This window comes from Cupriavidus sp. 09_S30 (genome assembly GCF_056930435.1).
In genome coordinates this window covers 2,792,993-2,815,337 of sequence record NZ_JBXOWI010000002.1, presented here as the reverse complement: position 1 = coordinate 2,815,337, position 22,345 = coordinate 2,792,993, and the positions used below count along the sequence as shown (strand labels likewise).

At 65.2% G+C, this 22,345-nt stretch carries 21 protein-coding genes; 10 read left to right on the top strand and 11 right to left on the bottom strand.

Annotated features, from left to right (window positions below; genetic code table 11):
• Nucleotides 1–24: 24 nt before the first annotated feature.
• Nucleotides 25–690, bottom strand: coding sequence for an iron-sulfur cluster repair protein YtfE (gene ytfE, locus AC1Z3O_RS32810; RefSeq protein ID WP_483521176.1), 666 nt, complete (start codon nt 688–690; stop codon nt 25–27).
• Nucleotides 691–839: 149 nt separating this feature from the next.
• On the opposite strand from ytfE, the gene norR reads away from it, so the two are divergent.
• A complete protein-coding gene (norR, locus tag AC1Z3O_RS32805; RefSeq protein WP_483521175.1) occupies nt 840–2,387 on the top strand; it encodes a nitric oxide reductase transcriptional regulator NorR in 1,548 nt (515 codons plus the stop codon).
• A 26-nt stretch (nt 2,388–2,413) separates the two neighbouring features.
• Here norR and AC1Z3O_RS32800 read toward each other — a convergent pair whose 3' ends face one another.
• Together AC1Z3O_RS32800 and AC1Z3O_RS32795 are read right to left on the bottom strand one after the other, a co-directional pair.
• Entirely contained in the window at nt 2,414–2,839 is a 426-nt protein-coding gene (locus tag AC1Z3O_RS32800) for a glycine zipper family protein (protein ID WP_483521173.1), read from the bottom strand.
• Nucleotides 2,840–2,876: 37 nt separating this feature from the next.
• The gene (locus AC1Z3O_RS32795; RefSeq protein WP_483521171.1) at nt 2,877–3,377 is read right to left on the bottom strand and encodes a hypothetical protein; all 501 of its coding nucleotides are present in this window, start codon (nt 3,375–3,377) and stop codon (nt 2,877–2,879) included.
• A gap of 529 nt (nt 3,378–3,906) precedes the next feature.
• On the opposite strand from AC1Z3O_RS32795, the gene AC1Z3O_RS32790 reads away from it, so the two are divergent.
• Nucleotides 3,907–4,392 (top strand): 2,4'-dihydroxyacetophenone dioxygenase family protein, encoded by a 486-nt coding sequence (locus AC1Z3O_RS32790; protein ID WP_483521169.1) that lies wholly within the window; start codon nt 3,907–3,909, stop codon nt 4,390–4,392.
• A 62-nt stretch (nt 4,393–4,454) separates the two neighbouring features.
• Here AC1Z3O_RS32790 and AC1Z3O_RS32785 read toward each other — a convergent pair whose 3' ends face one another.
• Nucleotides 4,455–5,192 carry a glucose 1-dehydrogenase gene (locus AC1Z3O_RS32785; protein ID WP_483521167.1) on the bottom strand — a complete coding sequence of 246 codons (738 nt, stop codon included), beginning with the start codon at nt 5,190–5,192 and terminating at the stop codon, nt 4,455–4,457.
• Nucleotides 5,193–5,329: 137 nt separating this feature from the next.
• Nucleotides 5,330–5,824: a 2,4'-dihydroxyacetophenone dioxygenase family protein gene (locus tag AC1Z3O_RS32780; RefSeq protein WP_483521165.1), complete on the bottom strand. Its 495-nt coding sequence runs from the start codon at nt 5,822–5,824 to the stop codon at nt 5,330–5,332.
• A 255-nt stretch (nt 5,825–6,079) separates the two neighbouring features.
• On the opposite strand from AC1Z3O_RS32780, the gene AC1Z3O_RS32775 reads away from it, so the two are divergent.
• Nucleotides 6,080–7,024 carry a helix-turn-helix transcriptional regulator gene (locus tag AC1Z3O_RS32775; RefSeq protein ID WP_483521163.1) on the top strand — a complete coding sequence of 315 codons (945 nt, stop codon included), beginning with the start codon at nt 6,080–6,082 and terminating at the stop codon, nt 7,022–7,024.
• A 69-nt stretch (nt 7,025–7,093) separates the two neighbouring features.
• Nucleotides 7,094–7,597 carry a MarR family winged helix-turn-helix transcriptional regulator gene (locus AC1Z3O_RS32770; protein WP_483521161.1) on the top strand — a complete coding sequence of 168 codons (504 nt, stop codon included), beginning with the start codon at nt 7,094–7,096 and terminating at the stop codon, nt 7,595–7,597.
• A gap of 63 nt (nt 7,598–7,660) precedes the next feature.
• Here the strand turns inward: AC1Z3O_RS32770 and AC1Z3O_RS32765 are convergent, their stop codons facing one another.
• Complete coding sequence (locus AC1Z3O_RS32765; protein WP_483521159.1) at nt 7,661–9,904, bottom strand: xanthine dehydrogenase family protein molybdopterin-binding subunit; 2,244 nt, start codon at nt 9,902–9,904, stop codon at nt 7,661–7,663.
• 122 nt (nt 9,905–10,026) lie between these two features.
• On the opposite strand from AC1Z3O_RS32765, the gene AC1Z3O_RS32760 reads away from it, so the two are divergent.
• Nucleotides 10,027–10,743, top strand: a complete 717-nt coding sequence (locus AC1Z3O_RS32760; protein ID WP_483521157.1) for a TetR family transcriptional regulator — start codon at nt 10,027–10,029, stop codon at nt 10,741–10,743.
• Nucleotides 10,744–10,761: 18 nt separating this feature from the next.
• On the opposite strand, the gene AC1Z3O_RS32755 is transcribed toward AC1Z3O_RS32760, so the two are convergent.
• From AC1Z3O_RS32755 to AC1Z3O_RS32740, 4 genes are read right to left on the bottom strand one after another with little or no spacing between them, the layout of a single operon-like run.
• Nucleotides 10,762–11,400, bottom strand: coding sequence for an N-carbamoylsarcosine amidohydrolase (locus AC1Z3O_RS32755; protein WP_483521156.1), 639 nt, complete (start codon nt 11,398–11,400; stop codon nt 10,762–10,764).
• Nucleotides 11,393–12,460 carry a 2,5-dihydroxypyridine 5,6-dioxygenase NicX family protein gene (locus AC1Z3O_RS32750; protein WP_483521154.1) on the bottom strand — a complete coding sequence of 356 codons (1,068 nt, stop codon included), beginning with the start codon at nt 12,458–12,460 and terminating at the stop codon, nt 11,393–11,395. Before AC1Z3O_RS32750 ends, AC1Z3O_RS32755 begins: the two co-directional genes overlap by 8 nt.
• 23 nt (nt 12,461–12,483) lie before the next feature.
• Nucleotides 12,484–13,311 carry an alpha/beta fold hydrolase gene (locus AC1Z3O_RS32745; RefSeq protein WP_483521152.1) on the bottom strand — a complete coding sequence of 276 codons (828 nt, stop codon included), beginning with the start codon at nt 13,309–13,311 and terminating at the stop codon, nt 12,484–12,486.
• Nucleotides 13,312–13,322: 11 nt separating this feature from the next.
• Nucleotides 13,323–14,075 (bottom strand): maleate cis-trans isomerase family protein, encoded by a 753-nt coding sequence (locus tag AC1Z3O_RS32740; RefSeq protein WP_483521150.1) that lies wholly within the window; start codon nt 14,073–14,075, stop codon nt 13,323–13,325.
• A gap of 331 nt (nt 14,076–14,406) precedes the next feature.
• Here AC1Z3O_RS32740 and AC1Z3O_RS32735 point away from each other — a divergent pair, with 331 nt between their 5' ends.
• From AC1Z3O_RS32735 to AC1Z3O_RS32715, 5 genes are all read left to right on the top strand, one after another.
• Nucleotides 14,407–15,567 carry an FAD-dependent monooxygenase gene (locus AC1Z3O_RS32735; protein WP_483521149.1) on the top strand — a complete coding sequence of 387 codons (1,161 nt, stop codon included), beginning with the start codon at nt 14,407–14,409 and terminating at the stop codon, nt 15,565–15,567.
• A 106-nt stretch (nt 15,568–15,673) separates the two neighbouring features.
• Entirely contained in the window at nt 15,674–16,201 is a 528-nt protein-coding gene (locus tag AC1Z3O_RS32730; protein WP_483521147.1) for a (2Fe-2S)-binding protein, read from the top strand.
• The gene (locus tag AC1Z3O_RS32725; RefSeq protein WP_483521146.1) at nt 16,198–19,062 is read left to right on the top strand and encodes a c-type cytochrome; all 2,865 of its coding nucleotides are present in this window, start codon (nt 16,198–16,200) and stop codon (nt 19,060–19,062) included. Before AC1Z3O_RS32730 ends, AC1Z3O_RS32725 begins: the two co-directional genes overlap by 4 nt.
• Before the next feature lie 164 nt (nt 19,063–19,226).
• The gene (locus AC1Z3O_RS32720; RefSeq protein WP_483521144.1) at nt 19,227–19,400 is read left to right on the top strand and encodes a hypothetical protein; all 174 of its coding nucleotides are present in this window, start codon (nt 19,227–19,229) and stop codon (nt 19,398–19,400) included.
• Between the two features lie 11 nt (nt 19,401–19,411).
• Nucleotides 19,412–20,806: an MFS transporter gene (locus AC1Z3O_RS32715; protein ID WP_483521142.1), complete on the top strand. Its 1,395-nt coding sequence runs from the start codon at nt 19,412–19,414 to the stop codon at nt 20,804–20,806.
• 102 nt (nt 20,807–20,908) lie between these two features.
• Here the strand turns inward: AC1Z3O_RS32715 and AC1Z3O_RS32710 are convergent, their stop codons facing one another.
• On the bottom strand, nt 20,909–21,937 hold the full coding sequence (locus AC1Z3O_RS32710) for a hypothetical protein (RefSeq protein ID WP_483521140.1): 1,029 nt from the start codon (nt 21,935–21,937) through the stop codon (nt 20,909–20,911).
• Nucleotides 21,938–22,345: the final 408 nt, after the last annotated feature.

Here is a 22,345-nt window from a genome sequence, read left to right as displayed (position 1 = left end):
TGTAGCGGTTGCGCTCAGGCAAGCTCAGGCAACTGCGGCGTTCTCGAACAGAATGTTGTTTTCCAAGTGGATGTGTTCCATCAGGTCCTCGCGCAGCGCACGCAGGCCAAGGTAGAGCGCGCGCCAGGTATTGCAGGCCGCCTGCGGCAAGGTGATGTTGTTGGTCAGCTCGGCGATGCGCTGCAGCGATTCACCGTGGCTGTCGTGCTCCATGCGCATGACCTGGATCGGTCCGCCGACCATGGTGCCCATGCCGCGCTTGAGCATCGGGAACAACACCTGCTCTTCCTTCTGCATATGGCTTTCGAGTTCCTGGCGCATGGCGGTGAGGTGGTCCGCGAGACCCACTGGGCAATCTGGCCGCTCACCGTGGACGGTCTCCACGCGCCTGGCCAGTCGGATCAGCTCAGGAAGCTGTTCGCGGTGGCGTTCGTGAAAGCGCACAAGGATGTGATCGATCAGTTCGGTCGGGGTCGCCGTGCCCCAGTCGCGGTCACCTGGCTCGCGCTCGGCCTTCAGTGCCGACAGGCGCGCAACAATGGCATCGGCAGCCAGGCCTTTTTGCTGGGCGGCCTCGCGCAAGGTGATCTTGCCGCCGCAGCAGAAATCGAGATCCAACTCGTGGAAGATCTGCGTGGCGCCAGGGATCTGACGGGCTAGCTGGCCGAGGGATTGGTCTTGCGAGGTCATGGCGTGACTCCAAAGGTGATAAGGCCATCACTATTAGCGAGTCGCGTGCCAGCTTCTTGATCTATATAAATCAATGAGATAGCGCGAGCATGGTACGATTGACCATCGGTTATTGACGGTCATATTTACCTTGAACGGTACAAATCACCATGATGGATGCGCTTCTCCTCGCCGATCTCGTTGCCGATCTCCCGCAGGCGGTGCGCCTGCAGCGGCTTGTCAGCTCGCTGCGCGCGCACTTCCGCAGCGGCGCTGTGGCGCTGCTACGGCTGGAAGAGGATCACCTGCGGCCTGTCGCCGTCGACGGGCTGGTCCGCGATACGCTCGGCCGCCGCTTTGCTGTGGCGCTGCATCCGAGGCTGGCGGCGATCCTGTCGCGCCGGGGGGTGACCTGCTTTCACCACGACAGTGCGCTGCCCGATCCCTACGACGGGCTGATCAAAACCCACGTCGGCGAGCCGCTGCCGGTACACGACTGCATGGGCACGAGCCTGCAGGTCGAAGGCGAGCCGTGGGGCGTGCTGACGCTCGATGCGCTCGACATCGGCACCTTCGACGAGGCGGCGCAGGCCGAGCTGCAACGCCTGACCGTACTGGTCGAGGCCGCCATCCGCACCACTCGCCTCGAGGCTGAACTGCGCGCACTGCGCTTGACGCGCAGCGACGTTCCCGTCGCTGGCGCAGCTGTGGACGAGGGCGACATCATTGGGCAGGACCCGTCCATTGCCCAACTGCTGCATGAGCTGGAAGTGGTGGCGGACTCGGAACTGCCAGTGCTGCTGCTGGGCGAGACCGGCGTGGGCAAGGAACTGTTCGCGCACCGGCTCCATGCGATGTCGCGGCGGCGCAAGCATGCACTGGTGCACGTGAATTGCGCAGCACTGCCCGAGACACTGGCCGAGAGCGAACTGTTCGGCCACGTGCGCGGCGCCTTCTCCGGTGCCACTACCGACCGGCCGGGCCGCGTCGAGGCCGCCGATGGCGGGACGCTGTTCCTTGACGAAGTCGGCGAATTGCCGCTGCCGATCCAGGCCAAGCTGCTGCGGACCTTGCAGAACGGTGAGATCCAGCGTCTCGGCTCCGACCGGCCACGCCGCGTGAACGTCCGTGTGATCGCCGCCACCAACCGCAACCTGCGCGAGCACGTGCGTGACGGCGCGTTTCGCGCGGACCTATACCATCGGCTGTCCGTCTACCCGATCCCCATCCCGCCGCTGCGCGAACGCGGCAATGACGTGCTGTTGCTGGCCGGCCGCTTCCTCGAGCTGAACCGGGCGCGCCTCGGCCTGCGCAGCCTGCGCCTGTCACCGGCCGCCCAGCAGGCACTTCGGCGCTACCACTGGCCAGGCAATGTGCGGGAGCTCGAACATGTGATCAGCCGCGCCGCGCTGAAGGCGGTGAGCCGGGGCGCCGACCGCAAGGACATCGTCACGCTGGAACCCGAAGTGCTGGACCTCGACGGCGTCGAACTGTCGCCGCCAGCCAGCGAAAGCCTGGCACCCGATGACGCCGCATCCGGACCAGCGGCATCGGTCCCCGCAGGGCTGACCCTGCGAGAGGCGGTCGACCACGCTCAGCGCGAGTACATTGCCCAGGCGCTGGCTGCGCACGATGGCAACTGGGCCGCCGCGGCGCGAGCGCTGGGACTGGATGCGAGCAATCTGCACAAGCTGGCGAAGCGGCTGGGGCAGAAGTAGACGCCACCCCGGCATGCGCAGAACATTCAGGGGGCGTGTCCTTGCGGAGCCGGCGGCGGGACGGTCGGCTTGTAGTTGGCAGGCGGAGTCGCGGGCGGCGCCGAAACCATCGGGCCATAGGCCGGGACCCGGTGCCCGTTGGCGTACATGCACTGGATGTAGGCGGTGTCGTATTGGTACTGTGGGCCGTATTCAGAGTCGCTTGAATAGCTGGCACCGGCCGCCGGATTGCTCCCCGCCGCTGTACCGGCGGCTGGATGCGAACTCACGCCGCCGACCTGGGCCAGCGCAAACTGGCGGCAGTTGTGGTCGTCATTGTTAAACTGGTCGAACGTCTTGTTAGTGCCCGGGAGCACCATCACACTGGGGCTCGACGGCATTGACGTACAGGCGCCCACAACGAGCGCGGCCGCCAACAGCGCCAACGGGAGGGGAATGGCATGCGGCTTCATCAGTTCCTCGGCAAGTTCCTCGGCAAGTTCCCCAGCGTTACGGAGAAGGCTGGGCCGGCACCGTTTGCCAGCCGCCCGGGCAGTCCTTGATATACGGGTAATAGCCGCTAGGCTGGTCGCAGCGGTACCACCACCCGTTCGCTGAGGCACCGTCCGCCACATCACCTCGCTCGACGTACTGCACTGGCTGCGCGTAGTAAGCGGAGTAGCCATATGGGTATGGCCAGCCGTAATAAGGATACCCCCACCAGCCCGGCCAGCCCCACCAGCCGCCGCCTACCACGAAGGCTACGTGCCCATGCCCATGGTGAAAGCCGTCGTGGTGAAAACCGTCGTGGTGGAAGCCATCGTGACCGTGAAAGCCGCCGTCGTGAAAGCCGCCGCCGTGAAAACCGCCGCCTTGCATGCCACCACCACCGCCGTGCATGCCGCCGCCACCACCACTGCCGCGACCAGCGGCCAACGCCGGGCCGCCGGCGGCCATCGCCGCCCCTGCCACTAAGGCCAGGGCAATCCTGCAAAGCCTGCGCCCGTTCATGATGTGTTCCCCGCCTGCTGCCTGCCGGCCGGGTCACTCGGGAGCCGGCCGGATCGTTCCCCTGTATCGCTTTGTTTGTTTGGACGTCCCGTGCACGTATCTCCGCATGCACCAAATTGACGTACCCGGCGCCGGCCATGGAGCCCCGGAAAAGGCGGCGCCACTGCCTTTGGCGGCAAAGTACCGGGCGCGCTTGGTCTCGCGGGCTCTGGAGGGCTCCGCTCCAATCTTGTAAACGGCTGGCAGGTCGGACTTATTCCACCAACCAGTCCCCAGGGGAATACCCCGTTCCAGCCGACGAGCGGGTGCCCGCGTTCAGCGTGGCTCTGTGCGGCTCTGAGCGGAGAAGGTCTGGCTGCGAAACGCGGCGGAACGCCTTCCGCTTTCGATATTGCGGCGCTTTTCAGTTCTCGCGATCTTGTCGCCGACCACCGTCGGATGATCGACCGGAATCCCTATGATGGTGACGGACCGCTTGCGTACACCGGTCCTCGCTTCCCTCACACACACCAGCATAGGAGACAACACGATGAGCACACTGCTGGGCGATGCCGCTGTCCAACACGACAATGCCGCCGCACGCGCCAAGATCACCTTGCCTTACCCGAGATTCCAGAGGCTCGGCCCCATTCCCTGGAAGCCGTGGGTGATGGATGGCGTCGCCTACAAGCTGCTGAGCGTGAACAGCCGGAACGGCGGCTTCACCTGCCTTCTCAAAGTGCTGCCTGGCGTGGAAGCGCCGATCCACCATCACCTCGGCGCCATCGAAGTGCTGGTGATGGAGGGAGACATCTGCTACGACGCCAGTGACATCGGTGGTCCTGGCGATTACATCTTCGAGCCCGCCGGCGATATTCACCAGCCGCGCACAGAGAATGGTTGCGTGCTCTTCTGTGTGTTCGACGGCCCGATCGCCGGTCTTGCCGGGGACGGCAGCATCGCCGGCATCGTCGACTACAAGCTGATGCTGGAAATGGCCGAGCGCGACGGGGTTGCCGCGCACGTGCACCGATAAAGCCGCGTCCGCGGCGGACCGCCGGGCAGATCGTGCCGGCGGCCGCCGCTTCGCTGCCCAGCCTAGGCGGCAGTCAAACCGCCGTCGGCCACCAGGGCGTGGCCATGTACGAGCGAAGCGCGCGGCGACATCAGCCACGCCACGGCCTCGCCGATTTCCTCGGGCGTGCCGAAACGCCCGATGGGCTGCAGCGTGCCCCAGGTCTTCTCTGTTTCCGGCTGGGCCGCGATCACCGCGTCGACCATCGGTGTGCGAACCACGCCAGGACAAACGGCATTGACCCGGATCCCGCGGCTGCCGTACTCCAAGGCGGCCGTCTTGGTCAGGCCGAGCACCGCGTGCTTGGTGGCGCAATAGACTGACAAACCGGGTTTGCCAACCAAGCCGCCCACCGATGCCGTATTGACGATGGCGCCATCCCCGTTGGGAAGCATGATCTCGATCTGGCGTTTCATGCCATACCACACCGCCTTGAGATTGACGGCCAGCAATGCATCGAACTGCGCCTCCTCGTGCTCAGAGAGTGGCACGCCCGGACCGGGGATGCCCGCGTTGTTGAAGGCGCCGTCGAGGCGGCCATAGTGCCGCAGAGCGAGATCGAGCATGGCGTCGATCTGCTCTAGTCGCGTCACGTCCACGCGCATGGCGATGGCCTCTCCGCCGGCTTGCGCGATGTGGTGCGCGGTGTCATCCGCGGCCGCTTCGTCGATGTCACTGACCACCACGCGCGCGCCCTCCCGGGCCATCGTGCGCGCAGCCGCCGCGCCGATTCCCGATCCGGCGCCGGTCACCACCACCACCCGTGATTGCAATGTCCCTGCCATGTTTTCCCTCCCTTGGGCACGGTTGCCGTCTGCCTCCCGCAAAAGAGGCCCGTCGGGCAGCGGTGCTGCCCGGTCGGCTGAGCAAGTTGAGCAAGTTGAGCGAGCGATTGCGCTCAGCGCCCGGACGTCACGCGAATGACGTGGTCGGCCGTGCCGCTGGCCTCGGCAAGGGCCAGCATCGTCCGGCAATCCACCACGGCGTTGACCTGCCCCTGCTCGTCGCAACCGCCCAATGGGCCATGGCTGACAGCGAACATGATGCAGCCTTGCGGCGACACGGGCTCATGCACGGCGCCGCCGGCTTCGTAGGTATAGCAGCCGGCCTGGCCAGGATCGTTGGCGTCGTAGTAGAAGCCCCCCTCCAGCAGGTAGGCCTCTGCCGACCCCAGGTGCGCATGCACGGGCGCCTTGGTGCCGGGGTCGACCTTGAGCAGCATCGTGAACCCGCCATTCAATTCGTTCACCGCCAGCAGCTTGAAATGGGTGCCCTCCATGACCCAGGGCGTCCAGGGGATCGCGTTGGCGTCGATGAAGTCCCGGCCAAGGCGGGCGGTCAGGTTGGCGGAGTGGGCGGAGCTTGCCTCCGGCAGGGTGGTCGAGTGGGTCAAAGCGATGTCTCCTGAATTGGGATAGTTCTGGCCATTCGGTATTGAATGGCGCGCGAATGGTGCGCAACCAATCTATCAGTCAGGTGACGGGGAAAGCCGCGGTGCGGAAAATCTGCGCGATATCGGAACAAGTCGCGCTCCTTGCACAAGAAATGCCATGCACGGCACCTTTTCAGGTACCCGGCTGGCCGCACCCGGGAAATTATCGCGATATCAGGAAAATGCCCTATTTTTTCGAAACTGCGACTACCTAGAATGGCACGAAAACAAGAAATAGAGAGAGGAGACCCCGCCATGGATGGAAGCAGAACCACGCTGGAAATCGTTGCCCAGGAAACCGGTCGGCAGCCGGAATGCCTGCTGATGAGCCATAGCGGCACGATCTTCGGCGCCCGTTGGAACCATGCCCCGTGCGAGGCCAAGCTGTACGGCAATTCGGACCATGTATTGGTCTACCACCTCTCTGGCAACACAGACATCGAGCGCCGCCGGCATGGCCTGGTCACGGGGTTCCGCTCGCGCATCGGTGCGCTTACTTTCATGCCGCGAGCATCCGATACCGAATGGCGCGTCGGCGGCCATACCCAGGTCCTGCATCTCTATCTGCCCCACTCGGTATTCGAGGATTTTTCCCGCGACTCCCTGGAACAGGAGGCATGCCCCGAGATCGACCCTTTCTTCGCCGTCACGGATCCCTGGCTCGATGGCTTCTTCAAAATGCTATCGAGCGAGTCCCCCACCAACGCGACCGATGGGATGCGCACGGACTGCCTGGTGCTCGACCAGATCCAGGTTCTGCTGGTACGGCATCTTGTTCACCGCTATGGTCGGGGTTGCTCGGAGGCAGGGGGGCGCAGAGGCGAGCGCGGCGCCACGCTGCGACAGAGCGTCATGCGCAAGCTCGCCGAGGTGTTCTCCGATCGGCTGCATGAAGACATTCGCCTACAGGATCTCGCGCAGGTTGCCTGCATGTCGAAGGACCATTTTCTCCGTGTCTTCCGCGATTCGTTCGGCCAGACGCCCTACCACTACATCACGGCCTTGCGCTTCGAACGGGCGCGTACCCTGCTGCGTGCCGAACCCGATACACCTGTGCTGGACATCGCCCGGCGATGTGGCTTCAAGAACCTGAGCCACTTCTCGGCATCCTTTCGGCGCCATGTGGGATTGAGTCCGAGTCGCTTCCGTGACCTGCGCTGACCGGTGTGGGTGGTGGAGTGGCTCCCGCCGGTATACTTCCCGGTATTCGCAGATTTGGGATAGCCTTTTGTGACCACACGCCAGAGCCACGACCCGCGCCGGAAAGACAACTACGATTTCACGGAACAGGTCGGACACCTGCTGCGCCGCGCCTATCAGCGGCATATGGCCATCTTCCAGCAAACGATTCCCGACTCGCAACTGACTGCGGGACAGTTCGTGGTCCTGTGCGCGATTCAGGAACACGGGTCGTGCTCGCTTAGCGAGATCGCGCGGGCTACCGCCATCGACCAGGCGACGGTGCGAGGCATTATCGAGCGCTTGAAATCGCGTGAGCTGATCATGGTGTCCCATGACGAGCGCGACCGCCGCAAGGTCGTGGTGCTGCTCTCTCCCACCGGCCAGGCATTGATCGACGAAGTGGTGCCGTTCGCGCAGGACATCAGCGAGCGCACCATGGGCGGTCTCAATCCGGCCGAGCGGGTTGCGCTGCTCTATCTGCTGCGCAAGATGAGCGACCTCGACGACAGCGCTCTCGAACCCGCGCCCGATACGGACAGCCCGGCTGCCTGATGGGAGAGGGCGGGGGAGAAGGGCAGAGAAGGGCTGTGCGGCTTAATACAAGACAGATCGCAATCAGAACCTCAGCGCCTTCTCCCTTAACCCTTCTTCCGCCTTGCGGGGAAAGGAAGCCAGACAAGCCTGCCTTACCACCTCCGGCGTGAAGGGTGCCTGCGTAAAGCGCACCCCTGTGGCATCGAACAGCGCATTCGCAATCGCCGGTGCGCCGGGCAACGATGCCGACTCCCCGGCACCGAGCGGACTCTCATCCTGCCTCGGCATCAACAGCACTTCAATTGCCGGCAGATCCGGAAAAGCAATAATCGGATAGCTGCCCCACTCCCGGCTTGCCACGCCCTGAGAGTCGAACCGTACCTGCTCGCGCAACACGCGGCTCAGGCTCTGCACCACGTTGCCGTGGATCTGATGGCGAACGCCGTCGGGGTTCACCATCATGCCGGTGTCCTGCCCCACGTGCACTCTTGTCACACGCACATTGCCGCTGACGGGATCGACTTCAACGTCGACAATCCACGCCGCCCACGCTGCGCCGAAGCCGGGAAACTTGCTGTGGATATAACGCGCATAGGCGACCCCGCGCCCGCGCAACAAGCCATCGGCACCGGGCTCGCCGCGCGAGCCGCGCATACCTTCCCGCCATCCGGCGGCTTGCGCCAATGCCACAAGCAGTTCGCTGGCACGCGTGTCGGGCAGGTGCCGCAAGCGGAAGGCCAAGGGATCCGCGTCGCAGCGATGCGCCAGTTCGTCGATAAAGGACTCGTGCGCAAACGTATTCGGCAAGGCCGAAACACCGCGCAGCCATGAGGCACGCGCGATGGCCGGTGTATCGTCGCAAGCGATATCCAGCGAGGCGTAGTCATACGCCGGCACCGCCGTGCGATCCCCCATTTCCAGCATGCGCGGGGCCGACGAGACGCGACCGGTCAGCAGCAGGGCCAGCACGGGCGCGTCGTTCGATGGATAGCGCGTGACAAACTGATAGCCGGTCAGCTTGCCTGCGGCATCGGCGCCGCCGCGCACATCGATGAGCTGCGCCGCGCCTTTTGGCTCCCACAGATGCTCCTGCTCACGGGTGAGCTGCACGCGAACCGGACGACCCACCGCGCGCGACAGCAGCACCGCATCGGCACAAACGTCATCGGCGCAGTTGCGGCCATAGCAGCCGGCCGCCTCCATGCGCACGATCTCGATCGCACCTTCGTCAAGTCCGCTCAGCCGCGCCATATCGATGCGCAGCACGTGCGGATTCTGCGTGCCAGACCATAGGGTCAGGCGGCCATCCTGCCAGTCCGCCACCGCGCACGATGGCCCGATCGATCCATGCATCTGATAGGGCCAGACATAGGTTCGCTCAAGGCAATGCGCGCCTTGCGCCAACGCCGCCGGCGTATCACCCTTCTGCAACAGCTCGCGCCGCCGGGCAGGCGCCGCGCGCAATGCGGCTTCCGGCGCGTTAAGGTCCGGTAGCGGCGGCACAGGCTTCCACCTGACCTTGAGCCGCCGCGCTGCCTCGATCGCCTGTTCCTCGCGCTCGGCCACCACGCCCACGAAGTCGCCTTCGACAAACACGCGCACTACGCCGCGCACCGACGCGATCGATGCTTCATCCACATCGATCAGGCTCGTGCCGACAAAATCCCCACTGTCGCGGCCAGCATAGGGGGGACGTATCACACGTCCGTGCAGCATGCCCGGTACGCGCACATCGTGGACGAAGGTCAGCTCTCCGGTCGCCTTGGCCGGGATATCGACGCGCGGCGCGCTGCGGCCAACCACGCGATACTGGTCGACAGGCTTGGTCTTGACGTCATCGGCCAGTGTGAGCTCGATGTGTTCGCCACTTAGAAGCGCAGCCACATCGACGGCGCCTCCGGCCGTCCGCGCCGCCTGGGCCATTAGCCACGCCCGCGCCTGGGCCGCCGCGCGGCGCAGCGGCAGGGCCGAGATCTGGATCGAGGCGCTGGCGATGGTCGGCCCCTGGTTGGGCGTGGCCTCGGTATGGCCGAGCACCATCGTCACGGCGTCCGTCTCGACTTCGAGCTCCTCGGCAACGATCTGCGCCAGCGAAGTGCGAATGCCGGTGCCAAGGTCAACGTGGCCGTTGAAGGCAAGGATCTGGCCCGATGCGCGGATCGCGATGAAGATGTCGGGCAAATCGGAAACAAAATCCGAAGCGGCGCCTGGCTGGCCCGGTGACGGGCGTGGCGCGGCCGCCGCGGGGCGCGTGACAAGCAGCACGCCACGTTCCTGGAACAACGCTTCACGCAATGCGCGCGGTGTCCGCGGTATCTGTTGCATCGATCGTCCTTCGTTGCCGCGCCTTCCGTAGCGCACGGCTATACTGGCAAGCGCGCTGGCGTACAGGTTCGCCAGCGCCCGGTTGGAACCCTTGCAGACTAACGGCCCGCATGCCAAAAGACATGAAACCTGCGCGCGCCCGGCCGGGCAGCCGCGCCCGACAGGCCCAGGACACGCGTGCCAAGATTCTCAAGGCTGCCATCAAGGTCTTCGCACAGCGAGGCTACGACGGCGGAAGAGTCGAGAGCATCTCGACGCTGGCCAAGACCTATGACCGGATGATCTACTACTACTTCGGCAGCAAGGAAAAGCTGTTTATCGAAGTGCTGGAGACCATCTACCTGCAGCTCAACGAGGCCGAGCAGAAGCTCGAACTCGACCCGGATGACCCGGTTCGTGCGCTGACGCAGCTCGTTGACTTCGTCTGGCGATACTACCTTGAGCATCCCGAGTTCGTCGCCATCCTCAACAGCGAAAACCTGAACCGCGCGCGGCATGCCAGAAAGTCGGAGCGGCTCAACGAGATCTCGGGCTACGCCCTGTCGGTGCTTGACGGCATCCTCGCACGCGGCATGGCCGCAGGAATCTTCCAGCCCGGGCTGACCGCGCGCGACGTGTACCTGATCATCGCTTCGCTCGGCTACTTCTACAACTCGAACCACCATACCCTGAGCGCATTTCTCGGCGAGCCCATCATGAGCGCGCCGGCCGTCGCGCACTGGCGCGACGTGATCCAGCGCACCGTCCTCAACGCCGTCTGCCACGGCGCGGAGATTCCTGCCGTCGAGACGACGCAGGCACCGCGCAGACCGCGTGGCCGCCCGCGCCGCGTGGCTTAGGCCGCCATAAGGCCACCATCAGGCCGCCACGGCCTCCGCCGCGCCGATGGCCGTCAGCGCGGCATCGCGCGGCATCACCGTCGCGTACTTCTGCTCCATGTCGAACAGGTTCGCTTCATGCGGACCGATTGCGCGATCGCCCACGCAGTCGGACAGCACAAGCGGTCGGAAGCCGTATGACATCGCATCGACCACGCTCGCGCGCACACAGCCGCTGGTCACGCAACCGGCCACCAGCAGCGTCTGCACACCACGCTGCGCCAGCCACGCTGCCAGCGAGGTGCCGAAGAAGGCCGATGGCACGGTCTTGCGCACCACCAGCTCGCCGGGCGCCGGCGCCAGTTGCGGCACGATCTGGCTTGCCGCGCCGTCTTCCTTCAGCGTCAGCATGCCGGGCACCTTGAGCGTGAAGATGTTATGGTCGGCACCGTCGTCGGCGAACACGATGCGGCTGTGCGCCACCGGCCAGCCCATCCTGCGCGCGGCGGCCAGCAGCGGCTGCGTGCTGGCGATCGCCTCGGGAATATTCCCGCCGCCGAACACGGCGGGGTCGGCAAAGCCGTTGACGAAATCGATGATCAGCAGGCCGTAAGGCGCCTTCAGTTCCATCGCCGTGCCGAAACCCTGGCGACGGTAGGTCTGCACTTCGTCATGCATGAGCAAGCTCCTGACTGGGATGGGCCGCGCCGTCCAGTACCTTGCCGGCGGCCACCACGGGCTCGCCATCGAGGCTGACGGTGCAGCGGCGCAATGGAATATCGATATGGCAGGCCGTGGTGCGGCTGCCGCCCGCCTCGTTGTTCGGACCAAACGAGCAAAGGAAGTTGCCCTCGTAGGCGCGGGCGTCCATGCCGATGGTCGCCTCGCGGTCGTACATCGCCAGCGTGGACCAGCGCGCGCGCGGCTGCAGGCCCCAGCCGATGTGCGACATTGCGTAGGACTCGGGGTCGTTGAACGACGCCATATAGTCCGCCAGCAGTTCCGCGTCGAGCCCGCCCTCGATGTTCGTCACGTAGCCGTTCTTCACCGTCACGTGGATCGGCTCCTGCACGTACGACTTCATCGGCAGCAGGATGTCGCCGCGATCGAGCACCAGGCGGCCGTTGGTGCCGCCCTCGTTGGGCCACGTCAGCACGAAGCCGCTGGGCCAGTGATCCCAGCGGCCGGGCTCGTCGACGAAGCCATACTCGCTGATGGCCGGGAACTCGCCGAGCGCGCAGTGCAGATCGGTGCCGGCTTCCGACGTGATGTGCATCGTGCCCGCGCCCGACAGCCGTTCGGTTGCGGCCTTGACGCGGGTGCGATCAGCCTCCGTGGGCACCAGCCGCGCCAGCACTTCCGGCGGCTCCACGGCCAGCAGGATCTTGGTGCCGCCCGACAGGATGTCGTGCTGCTCCGGCGAGAACAGCAGCGTCATCAGGTCGAGCACCAGATCGCTGGCCTTCAGCGCGGCAATCGCCGCACGGTTGCCGGTCAGGGGCGTGGTGCCGAGATAGGCCAGCGCATCGCGGCTGAGCGCCTTCTCGCCGTTGACCGGCGGCAGGTCGAGCCGGTTGACGATGGCGCCCATCGACGCGGCAGCCACCAGCGCCGTGCGCAGCGTTTGCGGATGCGTGTCGGCGCCGGTCAACACGGTCACGGTCTGGCCCGGTTGAAGCTTCGACAGCGTAAGGACCTGCTTCCACGCGCAGGTCAGGTCATAGTCACTGACAGCCATGCTTGGCTCCTTGCCGGTTGCGCTCAGCCCGCGAGCGATGCACCAAGAAAATCACCGAACGCCTGGTAGAAGCCGGCCTCGTTGTCCCAGGGGATCATGTGGCCGGCATCGGGCACGCGAACTTCGAGCAGGCCCGGGCACAGTCCGCGCAGTTCCTCTACGTCGGCCGGCAGCACCACATCGCCGCGTGCCGCGGTGATCAGCAGCGCGGGTACCTTCACATGTGGGAGGTCACCGTGAATGTCGTCGGTTTGGAAGCCCTCGAAGCTGGCCAGCACGGCGCGTTCGTCGCAGGTATGCAGCCATTCGGCGCGCAGCCGGAGTTGCTCGTCGGTCCAGGTAGGGCAGAAGCGGCGCATGCCTTCGGCATCGATGCCCTGCACGGCCAGGCGGATCGAATCGACATACCACGGCAACTGCGCCGGATAGGCGCGGCGGCCCGGCCCGGAGACGGGTGGATCGACCAACACCAGCCGTGTCAGCCCGGCAGGCTTCGACCGTGCCGCTCGGATGCCGATGCGTGCGCCCATCGAATGTCCGACGATCTGATAGCGGGACAGGCCCAGCGCCTTGGCAAACGCGATCACGTCGGCAGCCTGCGCATCGAGGCTGTAGTCGAGCGCTTCGCCGGCGGAGGACAGGCCACGGCCGCGGACGTCCAGCACGTAGGTATCGAAGCGCGTGCCGAAACGCTCGCCGACGAATCCCCAGGTGATGGCCGGGTTGGTGATGCCCGGCACGATGATGACTGCATCGCGCTCGCCGCGGCCGCCGTCGACGCCACCGTAGCGCAGGTAGTGCTGGCGGATGCCGTTGGCCAGGACATTGCCGCCGTAGAGGAAGGTGCTCATGCCGCGCTCCTTCAGTAGGCGCCCGACAGCAGCGTGCCGCCGCCCGGCACCACCGCTTCGAGGTCCAGTTCTTTGAGCAAGGCGTAGGTCGTGGCGATGGCCGCCGTGACCACCGGCTTGCCGGTCATGGCCTCGACCTTCTCCACGACCGGCAGCGACGGCATCTGCACGCAGGCCGACAGCACCACGGCATCCACGTCCTTTGTGTTCATCTCCGCGACGATGCCGGGCAGGCGCGACGGGTCGTGCCGGCCGACTTCGAGGTTGTCGGGAATCTCCAGCGCGCGCCATTCCACCACTTCGAAGCCTTCATGCTGGATGTAGTCGACGACCAGTTCGGTCAGCGGCTTCATATAGGGCGCTACCAGCGCGATCCGCTTCGCGCCGAGCACCTTCAGCGCATTGACCAGCGCGCCGGCGCTGGTCACCACCGGCGCCGCGCCGCCGTTTTCCTCAGTGCGGGACTTCAGGCGTGTTTCGGACGTGCGGTGGTAGCCGCGCCCCATCGACATGATCGCCACGAGGCAGGCATAGCCAAGTACATCGACACGGGCATCGCTGAGTTCCAGCGCGCAGCGGTCCGACTCGGCATCCATTGCGGCCAGTTCCTCCTTCTTGACCGTCTTCATGCGCATACGGCTCGAGTGGAAGGTGAAGCGCTCGGGGCGCACAAGCTGGCGGGCGGCCAGCATGGCCGGAATCTCGGTCTCCATGGTGGTGTTGGAACTCGGCACGATCTGCCCGATCCGGAAAACTTTCTGCACGTGTGACTCCATTGCTTGTGTCTTTGTCTACCCACCCGCCCTTGCCGTGCGGGACGCATGGCGCACGCTTCGGCGCCTTCCGCGAAATTATAGTGTACACACCTTAGTTTTACAACAACGATTCTTGCCTGGCTGGATGCACTCATTCAGTGAATTCCGAACAAATGATTCCCTTGAAATGCGCATTTATTTGCCGTTTTTGTGCATCACATTAAATGTGAAGTGAGCGCGTAAGGGTTTTCCATGAGCGCATGAAAAGTTGGCTTTACTTGAAATTTTATGGTGTGTACACTCGATTTCAGCGTTACAGACCAACTCCAGGAGAAACGTCGTGCAAGACAAGACTCGGATCGCGGTGATCGGTGCAGGCCTGGGCGGAACGGCAGCGGCCGCCCTGCTCCAGCGCGCGGGATTCAACGTGAAGCTCTATGAGCAGGCGCCCGCCTTCTCGCGCCTTGGCGCAGGCATCCACGTGGGGCCGAACGTCATGAAGATCCTGCGCCGCATCGGCATCGAGGATGCGATGAACAGCATGGGATGCCATCCCGACTACTGGTACAGCCGGGACTGGAAGACCGGAGAGGTCGTCGCGCAGATTCCGCTGGGCGACTACGCGCTGTCGCACTACGGCGCAAGCTACCTGACGGTGCATCGTGGCGACTTCCATGAGCTCATGACCGAGGCGGTCGAACCCGGCCGGCTGGCGTTCAACAAGAAGCTGGAAAGCGTGCAGGACCTTGGCGACGTGGTGAAGCTGACGTTCACCGACGGCACGGTCGAGGAAGCGGACATCGTGATCGGCGCGGACGGCGTCAATTCGCGCATCCGCGAGCATCTTCTCGGCGCCGAGCCGCCGAAGTACACGGGCTATGTTGCCCACCGCGCGGTGTTCCCGGTGTCGCGCGTCAAGGGGTTCACCCATGACCGTTGCACCAAGTGGTGGTCCGACGATCGCCACATGATGGTGTACTACGACACCAGCAAGCTCGACGAGATCTATTACGTGACCGGCGTGCCCGAGCCCGAGTGGGACGTGAGCAAGAGCTGGGTGCCGAGCAGCATCGAGGAAATGCGCGCGGCCTTCGACGGCTGGCATCAGGGCGTGCAGTCGTTGATCGAAGGCACGGTCGAGGTCACCAAATGGCCGCTGCTGGAACGCGATCCACTGCCGCTGTGGAGCCGTGGCCGTCTCGTGCTGCTGGGCGATGCCTGCCACCCGATGAAGCCGCACATGGCCCAGGGCGCCGCGATGGCGATCGAGGATGCCGCCATGCTGACGCGCTGCTTCGCCGAGGCCGGCCTGCAGGACCACGCCTATACGTTCGCGCTGTACGAGGCCAACCGTGCCGAGCGCGCCAGCAAGGTGCAGAAGGTATCGCACGACAACACCTGGCTTCGCACCAACGAGAACCCCGACTGGTGCTTCGGCTACGATGTGTACTCGGTAGCGCTGCGCGAGCCGGCCGCACGGCAGGTCGCCGCGGCGGCCTGATTAGCGGCCTGAAAATCGCCCCAGGCCACCGGCATCGCGCAGATCCCATCAGGGACATGCGGCGCCGGTGGCCCGCCCAACCAATCCAACGCCCCCGACACACCTGATGGCCACGCCCCGCCCGATCGTGTTGCGCGTGAACCGGACATCGCATGAAATCTGCGTGGAGCCGGACACGCCGTTGCTGTACATCCTGCGCAATGACCTGGCCTGCAATGGGCCCAAGTACGGTTGCGGACTTGGCCAGTGCGGGGCATGTACGGTGTTGATCGATGGCGTGGCGGCCAGGTCGTGCGTCGTCCCGGCCGCCGCTGCCGTCGGCCGGGCCGTGACGACGCTGGAAGGACTGGGCACACGCACCGCGCCCGACCCGGTGCAGCAAGGCTTCATCGAGGAACAGGCCGCCCAGTGCGGCTATTGCCTCAACGGCATGATCATGAGCACGAAGGCGCTGCTGGCGGTGAATCCCGACCCCACCGAGGCCGAGATCCGCGAGGCGCTGCGTTTCAACCTCTGCCGCTGTGGCACGCATGTGGAGATTGTGCGCGCCGTGCAGCGTGCCGCCGACCTGCAACGGGAGCAAGTGGAACAGCGGGAGGCCATCGCCGAGGCCAGATGCGAGGCGATTCGATGAACGCACGGATGCGCGAACCCGTGCTGGCCGCGGCACCCCCCACGCCCTTGCACGGCCATCCGGTACGGCCTGCCGGCCGCGCGAGCCGGCTGTTGCGCTTTGATGGGGACGCGGCGCGCCGCTGCGACGGCGTGGCCGCTGTCGTGGTGCGCGACAACTTCCTGGCCGTGGTGGCCGCTACGCCGGAACAGGCGCGGCATGCCGGTGCGGCAATGCAAGCCGAATGGGAGGCCGTCACGCCCGTCGATGCGCTCGACGCAAACCGCGTGCAGCCGGTGGCGGCACATGGCGACGCCGCGCAGGTACTGGCCGATCATCCGCAGCGTGTCGAGGCCACCTATCGCTGGCCGCTGGCCAGCCCGCGCCAAGATGCCGCCGGCACGGCCACTGCCGACTGGCGCCACGGCAAACTGCATGTCTGGCTGGCCTGCGCACAGCCCGGCGCGCTGCGCCTGGAACTGGCGGCGCTGCTCGGCATCGCGGCCGATTCCGTTCTGATCATCTGCGACCCAGATCCCCCCGCGCACCACGACGCCTTCTGCGCGCGCCAGGCTGGCGCCGATGCCGCGCTGATGGCGCACGCGACCGGCCGGGCCGTCCGGACGACGTTTCGCGCCGCCGACTTCGGCGCCCATGTCCCGAAGCTGACGCTCGCGGTCAGTGCGGCGCAGACACCAGAATCGGCATATACGATCGCCGCCGCGGCAAGCTCCGCGGCAAGCCTGCCGCTGGCATTGGCGCAAATCCATAGCGCATCTCCGTTCGCTGAAGCCTCTGGCGCCGATCCCAGCCTCATCCCGCCCTACGCACCCGACCACCTGGACGTCCGCGCAACGCTGCCGCTCGATGTGCCCGCGGATGTCGCGGCACGGGGCCACGTCTTCGCGCATGAGTCCCACCTGGACGCGCTTGCCGCAAGGACCGGCGCCGACCCGGTGGACCTGCGCCTGCAATGGCTCGACGACGACAAGGGCAGCCGGCTGATCGGCCGCGTCGCCGAGCAGTCGGGCTGGAGCGGTCCGCTCAGAGGCCATGCGTCCGGTGATCAGGGCGTGCGGCGCGGCCGCGGCTTTGCCTATTCCAGCGTCGTCGATGTCGAGAACGGACGCCTGGCGCGTACATGGTCCGCCTGGGTGGCCGACGTCGAGGTCGACAGCCGAACCGGCGACATCAGCGTCACGCGCGTCACCGTTGGCCATGAGCGCGAGGACGCCACGGTCAAGGACAATGCTCGCCCCGCGAACCTGCTTGACGACGTCGCCGCCGCAACGCGGCAGCTCACCGCCGCCGGCACGCTGCACGACGACTGGGGCGCTGGCGAGCCGGCCGAGGCATCGCATGCCTTGGCAAGGCACGATCCCACTCAAGCCATCGCGCCGCAGCCGAGAGTCGAGATTGTCGGCGCCCTGGCGGGCGGCACGGCTGCGATGCTGCCGGCCGCCGCCGCGGTGGCCAACGCGATCCATGACGCCACCGGCGTGCGCCTGCACGAGCCGCCCTTCAGCGCGGGACAGATTCGCCAGGCGCTGGAGGACCAGCGTTCCGCACGCGCCACGCCGCGCAAGCGCCGCTGGCTGCTGGCCGCACTGGCACCGCTGACGGCACTGGCCGGGATGTGCGCCACGGTCATGCCGTGGCGTGTGCCGATTGCGCCAAGTACACCGCTCGGGCCGGGCTTCTACTCGGCGGCCACGATCGAACGGGGCCGGCTGGTGGCCGCGGCGGGCGACTGCGCCGTCTGCCATACCGCGCCTGATGGTGCGCGCAATGCGGGCGGACTGGCGCTGGAGACGCCGTTCGGCACGGTCTACAGCACCAATATCACCCCCGATGCCGAGACGGGCATCGGCAACTGGTCGTACGCGGCCTTCGAGCGCGCGATGCGCGAAGGCATCCACCGCGACGGCCGCCGTCTCTATCCCGCATTCCCGTACACGGCCTTCGCCAAGGTTACCGATGCCGATATGCAGGCGCTCTATGCCTACCTGATGTCGGCAGAACCGGTTGCCTCGAAGCCGCCTGAGACGCGGCTGGCCTTCCCCTTCAATGTCAGGCCGCTGCTGGCTGGATGGAACGCGCTGTTCCATCGCAATGAACCGTATGTGCCGGACGCTACGCGCTCCGCGCAATGGAATCGCGGCGCCTATCTGGCCGAAGGGCTGGGCCATTGCAGCGCCTGCCATTCGCCGCGCAATGCGCTCGGCGCCGAGAAGGGCGGCAAGGCCTATCTGACGGGTGGCGAAGCCGAAGGGTGGGAGGCCCCGGCCCTGACCGCGCTGTCGAAGGCGCCGGTGCCGTGGACCGAAGACGATCTGTTCCAGTACCTGCGCATCGGCTACGCGGCACGCCACGGCGCGGCGGCAGGCCCGATGGCTCCGGTCGTCGAAAGCCTGCGCGAGCTTCCCGAAAGCGATGTGCGGGCGATTGCCCACTATGTGGCGTCGTTCACGGGAACGCCCGATACGCAAGCCTCCGCTGTGCAGGTGGCGGAGATCGAGGCGCGCAGCGCCGCAGCGGCGCTGCGCCTCTCCGGCAGCATGGACCGCCTGTACCAGAGCGCCTGCGCCGTGTGCCACCAGGGCAACGCGGGTGTGCCGCAGTTCGGTGTCAAGCCATCGCTGGCGCTCAACAGCAACCTTTACAGTGCGCGTCCGGACAACGTGATCCAGTCCGTGCTGCACGGCGTCGCGGCGCCGCCGCATGCCGGTATCGGCTACATGCCCGGCTTTGCGGAAAGCCTCGACGACGCCCAGGTGACGCAGCTCGTGCACTACCTGCGAGCGCGCTTCGCACCCGGCGAGCCCGCATGGCAAGACGTGGAGCACAGCGTGGCGCGCATTCGCAAGCAGCCGGCGCACTGAGACAGCAGCAACCAGGCAGCAACCTGGCAGTAGACGAGCAACACAAAGAATCGATGTCAATCGATCGCGATACGGCTGGCGCGAACATTGCATTCGCAGACGTGCATCCGCGACAGCCGGATCTCAGGCAGACAACCACGGCGGACACGCCAAAAGGAGAGACAATGCAATCCCCGTATCAAGACAGTGCGGCTGCCCTGCGCCCCGTGGCGGCCGCGACACCTGCAGCGTATCGCAAGGTCACGTGGAAGCTGTTTCCCAGCACGGAACTGCAGCACGGCCGGACGCGCGCAGCCGTCGTTCGCGACCTTTCGTTCGTGCCGGTCGAGACCTTGTGAGGAGAAGCCCCATGTCCATCACCCCACCCATCGCAGTCGTTGGCGCTCATCCGGTCCTCGGCGAGCGTTCCGATCCGATCTCCCGCAACGCCTCGCCTGCGCAAGTGTCTCTTGAAAGCGGCATCCGAGCAGCGGGTGTCGGGAAGTTCCAATACCGCCTCTTCGTCATCTTTGGCCTGGTGTGGCTGGCTGACGCCATGCAGGTGCTGTCCATTGGCTTCAGCGCGCCCTCGATCGCCAAGACATTCGGCATCACAGTGCCCCAGGCTCTGCAAACAGGCACATTCTTCTTCGTGGGCATGCTGATCGGTGCATTCGTCTTCGGGCGCCTGGCTGACCGCATCGGCCGGCGGCCAGTCCTGATGATGGCCGTGGTCATCGATGCGCTTTGCGGCGTAGCGTCCGCCTTCGCGCCGGAGTTGACCTGGCTGCTTGCACTGCGCTTCCTGACCGGGATCGGCGTTGGGGGCACGCTGCCTGTCGACTACACCATGATGGCGGAATTCCTGCCCAGTGATCGTCGCGGCCGCTGGCTGGTCCTGCTGGAGTCCTTCTGGGCTGTCGGGACCATCTGCCTTGCACTCCTTGCGCTGGCAGCACTGTCTTATGGGGATCAGGCTTGGCGGGTCATCTTCCTCGTTACGGGGATTCCCGCGCTGATTGGCGTCGTCCTGCGTTTCTATATTCCGGAGTCGCCGATGTTCCTGAACCGAAGCGGGAAGTCGGACGAGGCGCGCAAAGTGCTCGCGCGCGTGGCGAAAGTGAACGGCAGGAATGTGGAAATCCCGGCCCTGCAATCTGAAGTCGTCGAGCCGAAGTCTGTCTTTGCGCTGTTTTCCGGAAGCTTCCGCCGTCGCAGCATTGCCTTGCTGGCTGCATGGGCGCTGATCTCGATCGCATACTATGGCGTGTTCGTATACCTGCCGATCAAGCTCAGCGCAGAAGGCTTCGCCTTCATGCGAGGGCAAGTGTTCCTGGTCGTCCTGGCTATCGTTCAGCTTCCCGGATTCGCATTGTCGGCTTATGGCGTTGAGCGCTGGGGCCGCAAGCCCACGCTGATTGGATTCCTCCTGCTCAGCGCAGCCGGCTGCATGCTTTATAGCTTCGGAACTTCCCCCACTGTCGTGGTCGGCTCGACACTGCTCATGAGCTTCTCGCTGCTTGGCACATGGGGCGCACTGTACGCCTTCACCCCCGAGGTCTATCCGACGGACCTGAGGGCGACCGGCATGGGCACGGCCGGCGCCGTGGCGCGTTTCGGTGGACTCTTTGCGCCCGCGATTATTGCGCCGGTGATGGCAACGCATTTCACCCTGGCTCTCGCGATGATTTCCACTATGCTGGTCCTCGGTGCGTTTGCCATTGGCGCCGTCAACGTGGAGTCGAAGGACCGTGCGCTAGACTGAGGCGATCGGGAAGGCGGCTCGCGTCACGGGATGCAAGCCGCCTGATTGCGAACGATGGTGTTTGCCAGATTCACTGGGCACAGGGTTTAAGCCAACTCTAGATCAAAAGCTGGCGGCCAGCCCCAATGAAGCACCCGACACGTTATTGCCGAAAACGTAGCGGACGACTGCACGGACGCGCGAGACAAAGACCTCATGGGCGCTCGTGTCCAGTTCCAGGCCGACCCCGAGCGAGGTCAGGCGACTGAAACCCAGCACGCCCGCCTCGCTGCCCAGGTATTGGGAATGAGAGAGCTCAAGTACGTAGCGGACCGGCCGGTCCAGAGCGACCAGGCCCGTTGGCGCGCGCCAGCGTGCATATAGATTGGCCGCCTGCGCTGATGCCGAGCCTTGCACAGCTGGGGAAGAGCCGCCAAAGCTTTGCAGGTAGATGTTCGTATAGCGCAGGCTCAGGTCGGCTTCGTAGCTGTCGTGGTAATGCTGCCAATCCAGCACCAAGGAACCGCCCACCCCCCATGCGTTCAGCGTGCCATGCTCGAGGAAGTCGATGACCCGCCCGGCAATTCCACCTATGTCAGATCTTGCACCGTTGAGATCACTGGATACGGAGCCCAGCGAGAAATTGAAGATGGGACGGAACACCAGTTCCCTGTCGGCGGTCAGTGGAAAATCCCAGCCGATGCCACCCGTGCCCGAGACCGTATTCCAACTGGTCGGCACCGAAAGCGACTCAGTGCCATTCGTGGCGAAGAACTGGGGATCGTAGTAGCTGTAGGCGATCGAGCCTTCCAGGTAGAGCGGAAACGACTCACTGACGGTGAAGCCGCCGGTCAGTTGCGACAACACGACTCCTGGGTTGCCGGATTGCGCATTGCTGATGGACAGTGAGCTTGAGGTCAGGTCCGGCACAGCGGAATACGCCATGATGGAAAGGACGCCGTTGGCGCGTCGTTGCACATCGGCGCCGACAATGTTGAAGGCCGGCACGGCGGCCGATTGCTGCGGCGTCTGGGCCTGCGCCGGGGGCTGCGCGAGGATGGGCATCGCAATGAGCGCCGCGATCGGGAGAAAAAGTTTCCACCGCGCGTACGGCGGACAATCGCGACCCGGGCCATCAATACGCCACGACATGCTCCCTCCTGTTCTCGTCGTGGATGGATTCGCCGCAGTGCCTTGAAATCTGAGACTAAGGAATCCGACCCACGCTTCGCCGAGGGTCATCGGGAAGCCTATTGGCGGAAGGTTACGCGTTCAGTTCGCCATACCAAATGCAATGACTGCAACACCGCGAAGTGCTCTGCTGTACATAATCGCCTCCGCTTCGAGTTGTTCATGACAAGGCTGCCGCAGGGCTACTGCAATTGCATTCCATCCGGGTGGATGGCTGCATCCTGAAATACTAGTAAATGCGCCGGCATCATCCAGCGTCTTCCAACTCGCCGGTCGTTCGCTTGGTCAGTCCTCCTCATCAGATCGCCGGCCTGTGCCCGGATCTCAAACCGCATTGTGTTGAGAAAGCCATTCGCCCAATGTCTGCTA